At 70.0% G+C, this 9,315-nt stretch carries 10 protein-coding genes; 5 read left to right on the top strand and 5 right to left on the bottom strand.

Annotation, left to right across the window (positions count from 1 at the left end):
* Together G3N96_RS35850 and G3N96_RS35845 are read left to right on the top strand one after the other, a co-directional pair.
* Nucleotides 1-336 (top strand): DUF2239 family protein (locus tag G3N96_RS35850; protein ID WP_206140132.1); only part of this gene is annotated, 336 nt, incomplete at its 5' end.
* 17 nt (nt 337-353) lie between these two features.
* Complete coding sequence (locus tag G3N96_RS35845; RefSeq protein WP_206140131.1) at nt 354-1,685, top strand: carotenoid oxygenase family protein; 1,332 nt, start codon at nt 354-356, stop codon at nt 1,683-1,685.
* A 19-nt stretch (nt 1,686-1,704) separates the two neighbouring features.
* Here G3N96_RS35845 and G3N96_RS35840 read toward each other — a convergent pair whose 3' ends face one another.
* From G3N96_RS35840 to G3N96_RS35825, 4 genes are read right to left on the bottom strand one after another with little or no spacing between them, the layout of a single operon-like run.
* Nucleotides 1,705-2,871: an ABC transporter permease gene (locus G3N96_RS35840; RefSeq protein WP_206140130.1), complete on the bottom strand. Its 1,167-nt coding sequence runs from the start codon at nt 2,869-2,871 to the stop codon at nt 1,705-1,707.
* An 8-nt stretch (nt 2,872-2,879) separates the two neighbouring features.
* Nucleotides 2,880-4,034: an ABC transporter permease gene (locus G3N96_RS35835; RefSeq protein WP_206140129.1), complete on the bottom strand. Its 1,155-nt coding sequence runs from the start codon at nt 4,032-4,034 to the stop codon at nt 2,880-2,882.
* Between the two features lie 21 nt (nt 4,035-4,055).
* On the bottom strand, nt 4,056-4,754 hold the full coding sequence (locus G3N96_RS35830; RefSeq protein ID WP_089471978.1) for an ABC transporter ATP-binding protein: 699 nt from the start codon (nt 4,752-4,754) through the stop codon (nt 4,056-4,058).
* A 7-nt stretch (nt 4,755-4,761) separates the two neighbouring features.
* Nucleotides 4,762-5,967, bottom strand: coding sequence for an efflux RND transporter periplasmic adaptor subunit (locus G3N96_RS35825; protein ID WP_206140128.1), 1,206 nt, complete (start codon nt 5,965-5,967; stop codon nt 4,762-4,764).
* Nucleotides 5,968-6,326: 359 nt separating this feature from the next.
* On the opposite strand from G3N96_RS35825, the gene G3N96_RS35820 reads away from it, so the two are divergent.
* Nucleotides 6,327-6,560, top strand: coding sequence for a hypothetical protein (locus tag G3N96_RS35820; protein WP_122944170.1), 234 nt, complete (start codon nt 6,327-6,329; stop codon nt 6,558-6,560).
* A gap of 82 nt (nt 6,561-6,642) precedes the next feature.
* Here G3N96_RS35820 and G3N96_RS35815 read toward each other — a convergent pair whose 3' ends face one another.
* Nucleotides 6,643-7,413, bottom strand: a complete 771-nt coding sequence (locus tag G3N96_RS35815; protein WP_206140127.1) for a Mut7-C ubiquitin/RNAse domain-containing protein — start codon at nt 7,411-7,413, stop codon at nt 6,643-6,645.
* Between the two features lie 9 nt (nt 7,414-7,422).
* Here G3N96_RS35815 and G3N96_RS35810 point away from each other — a divergent pair, with 9 nt between their 5' ends.
* A complete protein-coding gene (locus tag G3N96_RS35810; protein WP_277399476.1) occupies nt 7,423-8,379 on the top strand; it encodes an NAD(P)-dependent oxidoreductase in 957 nt (318 codons plus the stop codon).
* Between the two features lie 76 nt (nt 8,380-8,455).
* Nucleotides 8,456-9,097, top strand: a complete 642-nt coding sequence (locus G3N96_RS35805) for a LysE family translocator (protein WP_124584497.1) — start codon at nt 8,456-8,458, stop codon at nt 9,095-9,097.
* Nucleotides 9,098-9,315 lie beyond the last annotated feature (218 nt).

The following is a 9,315-nucleotide window of genomic DNA, read 5'->3' as shown; positions in this document are numbered from 1 at the left end:
GGCGTCGTGTCGCGCGAGGTCACGCTGCTGCCGCGTCACTGGGAATGGCTGGCCGCGCAACCGGGCGGCGCGTCGGTCGCGTTGCGCAAGCTCGTCGAGGACGCGCGGCGCACCCACGCGGAAGCCGACCGGCGACGCGACGCGCAGGCGCGCGCCTATCACTTCATGTCGGCGATGGCCGGCGACCTGCCCGGCTTCGAGGAGGCCGCGCGCGCGCTGTATGCGAACGACCTGACACGCGTCGCGGAGCTGATCGCCGGCTGGCCGGACGACGTGCGCGACCATGCGCTCGCGCTGGCGCGCGGCGAGCTGCCGCCGTCCACCGAAGACTGCTGACAGGAGCATCGGACGCCATGACCGCATTCGATCTGAACCGTGGCGCGATCGCGCCGGTTGCCGACGAGGTCGATCTCGTCGACCTGCGCGTGAGCGGCGCGATCCCGCACGAACTCGCCGGCACGTTGCTGCGCAACGGCCCGAATCCGCCGGGCGGCCGTTTCGAAGGAAACGACGTGCTGTCGTGGTGGCCGGAAGCCGCGATGCTGCACGCGATCGCGTTCGAAGGCGGCCGCGCGACCGGCTACCGGAACCGCTGGGCGCGCACGCAGCGCTGGGCGGCCGTGCATGCGCCCGGTGAGGTGCCGCAACTGCCCGACACCAATCCGAACGTGAACGTGCTGCAGCATGCCGGCGAATTGCTCGCGCTGTCGGAGGGCGGCGCGCCGTTCGCGATCACGGCCGCGCTCGATTCGCTCGGCGCGACGGTGCGGCACGCAGGCCTCGGCGGCGGGATGACCGCGCATCCGAAGGTCGATCCGGTGACCGGCGAGCTGATCGCATTCCGCGCGGACTGGCGCGCGCCATGGCTGCGCTATGGCGTGGCCGACGCGCAGGGCGTGCAGCGCGTCGATCTCGAGATCGCGCTGAACGCGCCGTCGATGATGCACGACCTCGCGATCACCGAAACCCGCAGCCTGCTGCTCGACCTGAACGTCGGCTACGACTTCTCGCTGCTGAAGCAGGGCCACCGGATGCCGCTGCGCTGGCACGACGACCGGCCCGCGCGCATCGGCGTGATCCCGCGCCACGGCGGCGCGGTGCGGTGGTTCGACGTCGAACCGTGCTTCATCCTGCACGTCGTGAACGCATACGACTGCGACGCGTCGTGCATCGTGCTCGATGCGGTGCGCTATCCGTCGTACCTGCGGCTCGACGCGGGCACGGGCCGCTTCGCCGACAACCCGGTCGGCGAGCTGTGGCGCTACGTGATCGATACGGCGAACGGGCTGATCGACGAAGGGCCGCTCGCCGACGGCGGCATCGAGATGCCGCGCATCAACGAAAGCCGGACGGGGCGCCGCTACCGCTACCTGTATGCGGTCGAGCAGCCGAACCCTGTGGAAATGCGCGGCGTGATGCGCTTCGACCACGCGAGCGGCACGACGACGCGCTACGCGGTGCCGCCCGGCGACCAGAACAGCGAGCCGGTGTTCGTGCCGCGCCCGGGCGGCGCGAACGAGGACGACGGCTGGCTGCTGGTGATGGTCTACCGCGCGGCGACCGATACGAGCGACGTCGTGATCCTCGATGCGCGCGCGATCGACGCGGGGCCGGTCGCCACCGTGCACCTGCCGCGGCGCGTGCCGGCCGGGTTCCACGGCGCGTGGGTGCCGCGCGAACGTTGAACGTGAGCGGCGGCGCGCGTCACTGCGCGCGCAGCGCGTCGACGATCTTCAGCCGCGCGGCGCGCATCGCCGGCAGGAACCCGCCGACGAGCCCCATCACCAGCGAGAACAGCAACGTCTTCACGACGATCGCGGGCGTCAGCACGAAGCGGAACGACAGGTCGGCGAAGGTCTGGAAGTTGGTCGTCGAGAACGACGCGAACTGCATCAGCGACGCGCACGCGAGCCCCGCGACACCGCCGACGAAGCCGAGCAGCAGCGCTTCCAGCAGGAACGCCGCGAGCACGTTCGTGCGCTTGAAGCCGAGCGCGCGCAGCGTGCCGATCTCGGCGACGCGGTTCGCGACCGATGCATACATCGTGATCATCGCGCCGATCATCGCGGCGATCGAGAAGATCGTCGACAGTGTGATGCCGAGGATGTTGATGAACGTCGACAGCGCCTTCGACTGGTCGCCGTAGAAGGTCTGCTCGCGTTTCGCCTCGTCGGTGAGGCGCGGGTCGACGTCGATGTCGGCCTTGAAGCGCGCGAAGCCGTCGGCACTCGGGATGCGCAGCACCATCGACGAATAGCTGGTGCGCCGGAACGACTGCATCAGCTGGTCGACGTCGCCCCAGATCTCCGAATCGAAGCCGCTGCCGCCTGCGTCGAAGATGCCGACGATGGTCCAGTCGCGCTGCGCGAAATGCAGGCTGTCGCCGAGCTGCGTGCCGCTGAACCCTTTCGCGATCGCGCTGCCGACGATGATTTCCGACGAGCCGGGCGCGAACAGGCGACCGGCGGTGAGCTTCACGTGCGGGCGCAGCGCGAGGCCCGTCGGCGACACGCCGCGGATCACGACATTCGACGGCTTGCCGGTCGAGGTCTTCACCAGCGAGATCAGCACGACCGCTTCCTTCGACACGAGCGGCCGGCCGTCGGGGCCGAGCGCGACGGCCGGATGCATTTCGAGCGCATTGGCCTGCTGGTGGTCGATCGAGCTCTGGATCTCGGTTTCGGCACCCTTGCGGATCACCACCGCGTTGTCGGGTTCGCCGGTCGACACGAGCGTCTTCGTGAGCCCGGCGTCGAGCATCTGCACGGTCGCGAACACGAAGATCACGAGCGCCATCCCGCCGGCGGTCAGCGCGGTGGTGAGCCGCCGGGTCCACAGGTTGCGCGCGATGTAGTTGAGCGGGATCGCCATGTGCCCGCCTAACCGATTGCCCTGAGGCCTTCGACGACGCGCACGCGCGCCGCCTGCCACGCGGGCACGAGCGCTGCCGCGAAGCCGACCGCGACCGAGCACGCGGCCTGCAGCACGACCGTCTCGGTCGACACCTTGAACACCGGGAAGATGCCGCCGGCCGCCTGCTTGAAGAGACTCGCGGCGGGCGGCGTCGCGAGGATCCCGAGCCCGCCGCCCGCCACCGCGATCACGACCGATTCGCCGAACACGATCAGCGCGAGGAAGCCGGGGCCGAAGCCGAGCGCCTTCAGCGTCGCGTATTCGGCCGTGCGTTCGCGCGCGCTCATCGCCATCGCGTTGGCCATCACGGCCATGATGATCAGGATCACCACGTACGACACGAGGCGGATCGCCGCGATGATCTGGTTCGACATCGCGACGAAGCCGAGCTGGAACGCCTGCTCGGTTTCGGTCAGCGTCTCGGCGAGCGAGTTCTTGAACACTGCGTCGACGTGGCGCGCGATCGACGCGCCGTCGTCGGGGTTCGCGACGCCGAGCACGAATACGCCGACCTGGTCGGCCTGCTTCGGCGTGCGCTGGCGCACCGTCTCGTTCAGGTATTCCCAGTGGAACACCAGCTGCCGCGTGATCGTCGAGTCGTCACGGCCGTCCAGGATGCCGCGCACGACGAAATCCCACGTGCCCGGGTAGATCGTGCCCTTCAGCGGGATCACGTCGCCGATCTTGAAGCCGAATTGCGTCGCGAGCTGGCGGCCGACGAGGCAGCCGCGGCGGTCGCGGTCGTAGTCGGCGCGCTGCTGCGCCGGGATGATGAATTCCGGGTACAGGTCGAGATAGTTGTCCGATACCGCGAAGCTCGCGAAGAAGTTCTTCGGATCGCGGTAGATGCCGCCGAACCAGTTCGAGCGGACCACGGCCGTCACGCCTTCGACGCCGCGGATCCGGTTCTCGTCGCTCACGGGCAGCGGAAACACGAGCGAGATCGCGTTGCGCGTGACGAGCCGCCCGCTGGACGCGGCGGCCGCGCCCGCGTACCACGCGTCGACCACGGTATGCAGCAGCCCGAACGCGAGCACGGCGATGGTGAGCCCGAGCACGGTCAGCAGCGTGCGCAGCCGGTGCCGCATCGCATTGCGCGCGATCAACTTCAGCACGTACATTGCGCGCGCTCCCGCAGCCGGTCAGCCGGCGTGCCCATCGATCAGCTCCCCTTTTTCCAGATGCACGAGCGAGCGCGCGGCGCCGGCCGCGTGCGCGTCGTGGGTCACCATGATGATCGTCTTGCCGAGCTCGGCGTTCATCCGCTGCAGCATCGCGAGCACGTCGGTGGCCGACGTGCGGTCGAGGTCGCCGGTCGGCTCGTCGGCGACGATCAGCACCGGATCGGTGATCAGCGCGCGCGCGATCGCGACGCGCTGTTGCTGGCCGCCCGACAGCTCGGACGGGTAATGGCTCGTCCGGTCGCCGAGGTTCACCATGTCGAGCACGAGCTCGACGCGCTCGCGCCGCTCGCGGCGCGACAGGTGGGTGAGCATCAGCGGCAGCTCGACGTTCTCGAACGCGGTGAGCACCGGCATCAGGTTGTAGAACTGGAAGATGAAGCCGACGTTCGCCGCGCGCCATTCGGCCAGTTGCGCCTCCGCGAGCAGCGAGATGTCGAGCCCGCCCACGCGCAGCTCGCCGCTGTCGGGCCGGTCGATGCCGGCCACCAGGTTCAGCAGCGTGCTCTTGCCGGAGCCGGACGGCCCCATCAGCGCGACGAAGTCGCCTTCACGGATATCGAGCGTGATGTCGGTCAGCACGGGCACGATCTGGTTGCCGCGCCGGTACGACTTCGCGACGTGGCTGATCTCGACGAGGGGCGGCGGAGCGTCGTTCACGCGTGCGCTACTTCTTCGCGACGGTCACTTTCGCGCCGTCCTTCAGCTTCGCGCCCGGCGCGAGCACGACCGTGTCGCCCGGCTTCACGCCGGCGAGCGCGACGAGTTCGCCGATCCGCATGCCCCGCGTCACGGGCACGGCGCGCACCGCATCGTCCTTCACGACGAACACGACCGGCCGCCCGTCGCGCTCCACGACCGCGCTGGCCTGCACGGCCGTCACGGGCCGCCGGTCCTGCGCCGACACGGGCTTCGACAGGAACGCGATCTTCGCACTCATGTCGGGCAGCACGCGGTCGTCGCGGTCGACGAAGCGCACCTTCACGAGCACCGTGGCCTTCGAGCGGTCGACGGTCGGCACGATGCGCGACACGCGGCCCGCGAAGCGCATGTCGGGCAGCGCGTCGAGCTGGATCTCGCACGGCTGCTCGGCGCGGATCTTCGCGATGTTCGATTCGGCGACGTCGGCCTCGACCTCGAGCGTGTCCATGTCGGCGATCGTCACGACCGCGCCCTTGCTGTCCGACGCGGACGAGAACGGCGTGATGTTGTCGCCGACGTTCGCGTGCTTCGCGAGCACGATGCCGTCGAACGGCGCGCGGATCACCGTCTGGTCGACCGCGACCTGCGCGGCCTGCGCGTTGGCCTCGGCGGACGCGATCGCGGCCTGGTCACTGTTGAGCGTCGCGCGCGCCTTGTTCACGCGGGCCGTGTCGGTGTCGAGCTGCGCGGCCGGCACGGCGCCCTTCGGCGCGAGCACCGAGGTGCGGCGCAGCGCGATCTCCGCGTCCTTCAGTTCGGCCTGCTCGACGCCGAGGTTGGCACGGGAGACCTTCACCTGCGCGAGCGCCTGCGCCAGCGAGGCCTCGACGTCGCGGCTTTCGAGGCGCGCGATGATCTCGTCCTGCTTCACGCGCGTGCCTTCGAGCACGCCGAGCCATTCGACGCGCCCCTGGCCCTTCGACGCGACCGCGGCCTTGCGCTGCGGCACGACGTAGCCGGTCGCATTGAGCTGCGTGTCGTTCTGGTACGGGTAGGCGGACGTGACGGCGGTGGTTTCGACGGCCGGCCGGCCGGTGAGCGCGAGGCCGGCGGCGATCGCGCCGATGACGACCGCGGCGGCCACCGCATAGCGGAGCCATCGGCGACGGCGGGGCGCCGGTGCGAGCGGACGCCGGTCGATCTTCAGTTTGTCCAGGTTGTGATCGGGCAATTTGAGCGCCTCGAGACGGCGGCGGTCTGGCGACCGGCCGCGATCCGGTTTCCGGGGAAAGGGACGGATGGACGCCAGTATAAGCGTCGCCCCGACGGTGCGCGAGCCGGTTTGCAGCGCCGCCGCGGCCGCCGCCCGACGGGGCGCCGACCCGGGATACGCGTGCTCCCCCGGGGAAACCCGAGGGGCGCAAGCAACGTGTCAACTTGCCGCGAACACGGTGCGTTATGGAACCAGTGCGTCAGGTTTTGTCGCGACGGCACGGCGCAAGCCGGCCTCGCGGCCTGGGGCTCCGATGCGAATGCCTCGCATCTTTACTTACCGGTACGTTTGATTTTTTCTCCGCTAAAGGAAGAACAATGAAGAAGACGCTCGCTTCGATCATCGCCGCAGCATTCGCACTCGCATCGGTTTCGGCATTCGCACAGGCGTCCGCGCCGGCAGCCGACACGTCGGCAGCCGCGCCGGCACCGGCCAAGAAGGATCACAGCAAGCCGAAGCACCAGCTGAAGCACCACGGCTCGAAGAAGGGCCAGGCGAAGGCGGCTGCCGCATCGGCCGCCGGCACGAACGACGCAGGCGCGCAGAACTAAGAAGCGCGTTGCGCTGCGGTCGGCACCGCCGGCCGCCAGTCGCGAGACCCCGCATGTTCACGCATGCGGGGTTTTGTTTTTTTCAGGCCTCGTGTTCACCGGCAGGCGGCGGCAGTGGCGGCGCGCGCATCGCGTCGACCACCGTGCGCATGCGCCGCCAGTGCGAGCCTTCCCAGAACACGCGCCGGCACACGTCGCACGCGGCGAAGCGCCGGTGCCGCAGCCGGACGCCGGCCGGCACGCGTGGTGCGGCAGCAGCCGCATCGAGTGGATGCAGCGGCGCATTGCAGCGCAGGCAAAGCCGGAATGGCCGCATGTGCGGCGCGAGATCGAGCCGCTCGAACAGTTCGCGCAGCTGGTCGGCCGGCTGCAGCGCGTGCAGGTAGCAGCCGCGCTCGACCGCACCCCGCTTGAGCAGCTCGCGGTCGCGGGTCAGCACGATCCGGCCCTCTCGCGCGGCGAGCGCCGCGAGCGCGTCGTCGCGGTAGTGGTTGTCGTAGCAGGTGTCGAAGCCCGCGAGGCGCAGCAGTTGCGCGAGGCCGCCGAGATGCGCGTCGGCGACGAAGCGCCATTGCGCTGGTGGTGTCGGCGCGGTGGCGCCGTTCACGGCAGCCGGCTGTGCGCGTTCCGGAAAGGCTTCGACCCGGTCGCCGTCGTCGAGCGGCCGGTCGAGCGCGGCCGGCGCGTCGTTCACGCACAGCCGGCCGATTTCGGTATGCGGGACGCCGAGCGCCTCGATCGCGTGCTTCACCGTCGCATCGCGCGCACATGCGTGTCCGAACGCGCGGTCGCGCCGGGCGCGCGGGAGAAAGGCGTTCAGTTCGTCGTGGAAGCGGAAGGTCGCGGTCGCCATGCGGGCAGTATGGCACCGCGCCTGGCTGGCCGCGTGCCCTGCAGACGCCACGCATCTGTGGTTAACTCCCCGCTTCACGGAGCGAAGGAGCGGGAAATGGATCTCGGATTTATCGGGCTGGGTGAAATGGGGCAGGCAATCGCAACGAACCTGCTGAAGGCAGGGCACACGGTGCGGGTCTGGAACCGGTCGCGCGAGCGCGCCGAGCCGCTCGCGGCCGTCGGCGCGCTGATCGTCGACACGCCGGCCGACGCATTTCGCGGCGACGCGGTGTTCTCGATGCTGGCCGACGACGCCGCGGCGCGCGCGATCTTCGACGACGCGCTGCTCGCCCAGGCACCGCGCGGCCTGATCCACGTCAACATGGCGACGGTGTCGGTCGCGCTGGCCGAATCGCTCGCGCACGCGCATGCATCGCGCGGCATCCATTACGTCGCCGCGCCGGTGATGGGGCGGCCCGACGTCGCGGCCGCCGCGCGCCTGACGATCATGGCGGGCGGCCCGGCCGAGGCGATCGACCGCGTGCAGCCGCTGTTCGACGCGATCGGCCAGAAGACCTGGCGGTTCGGGTCGTTGCCGCAGCACGCGAACGTCGCGAAGATCGCCGCGAACTTCACGCTCGCGTCGGCGATCGAGACGCTCGGCGAAGCCTCGGCACTGCTTGGCGCGCACGGCGTCGCGATGCGTGACTTCCTCGACGTGATCACCGGCAGCGTGTTTCCGGGCCCCGTCTACGAAGGCTACGGCTCGATGATCGCCGAGCGGCGCTACGAGCCCGCACGCTTCAAGGCGCGCCTCGGGCTGAAGGACGTTCGCCTCGCGCTGGAAGCCGGCGACGCCGTGTCGGTGCCGCTGCCGGTCGCGAGCGTCGTGCGCGACAACCTGCTCGACGCGCTCGCGCACGGCGGCGGCGAGCAGGATTTCGCGGTGCTCGGCGAGGTCGCGCTGCGCCGCGCGGGCCGCTGAGCCGTCGCGCGACAGAAGTCCGGCGCACCGGCATAATCGACGTTTCGTTTTCCCTTACATCGACGCAGAGGCGGGCATGAACTTGCATACCTGGTGGCTTTTCGTGGCGACGGTGTTCGTCGTGTCGGCGATTCCGGGCCCGAACATGCTGCTGGTGATGACGCACGGCGCGCGGCACGGGCTGCGGCGTTCGACGTGGACGATGGCCGGCTGCCTCAGCGCGCTGGTGCTGATGCTGTCGGTGTCGGCGGCGGGCCTCGGTGCGGTGCTCGAAGCGTGGCCGGCGATGTTCAACACGTTGCGCTTCGCGGGTGCGGCCTACCTGATCTACCTCGGCGTGAAGGCGTGGCGCGCACGCGTCGACGACGAGCAGCCGGCCGCCGACGTCGACACCGTGTCGCGCCAGGCCGCGCCGGCATCGCGCGGGACGCTGTTCCGCAACGGTTTCCTGGTGGCGGGCAGCAACCCGAAGGCGATCCTGTTCGCGGCCGCGCTGCTGCCGCAGTTCATCAACGCGGCCGAGCCGACGCTGCCGCAGTTCGGCATGCTCGTCGTCACGTTCGCGGTGATCGAGGTGAGCTGGTATCTCGTCTACGCGTCGTTCGGCACGCGCATCGGCGCGACGTTGAAGAGCCAGAGCGTGGCGAAGATCTTCAATCGGCTGACCGGCGGGTTGTTCGTCGGCTTTGGCGCGATGATGGCGCTGGTTCGTCACTGATTTCGTACTGACACCGGCGTACCGAACGCCTCGTCCCTCGCAAGAGGGCGGGGCGTTCTGCTTTTCGGGCCTGTGTCACGCTCGCTCAGGCACGCGGTCGCGTCCATGCCGCCGCGCCGGCGCCGCGTCCGGCCGCGATCGCGAAGACGGCGGCCGCGCCGGCGAACGCAAACCCCACGCCGCACACCGCGCTCCACCCGCCCCAGGCCCACGCGGTG

Source organism: Burkholderia sp. Se-20373 (assembly GCF_017104705.1).
Classification (GTDB): Bacteria; Pseudomonadota; Gammaproteobacteria; order Burkholderiales; family Burkholderiaceae; genus Burkholderia.
Note: the sequence above shows the minus strand (reverse complement) of the source record. Positions and strands in the feature narration are given on the sequence as shown.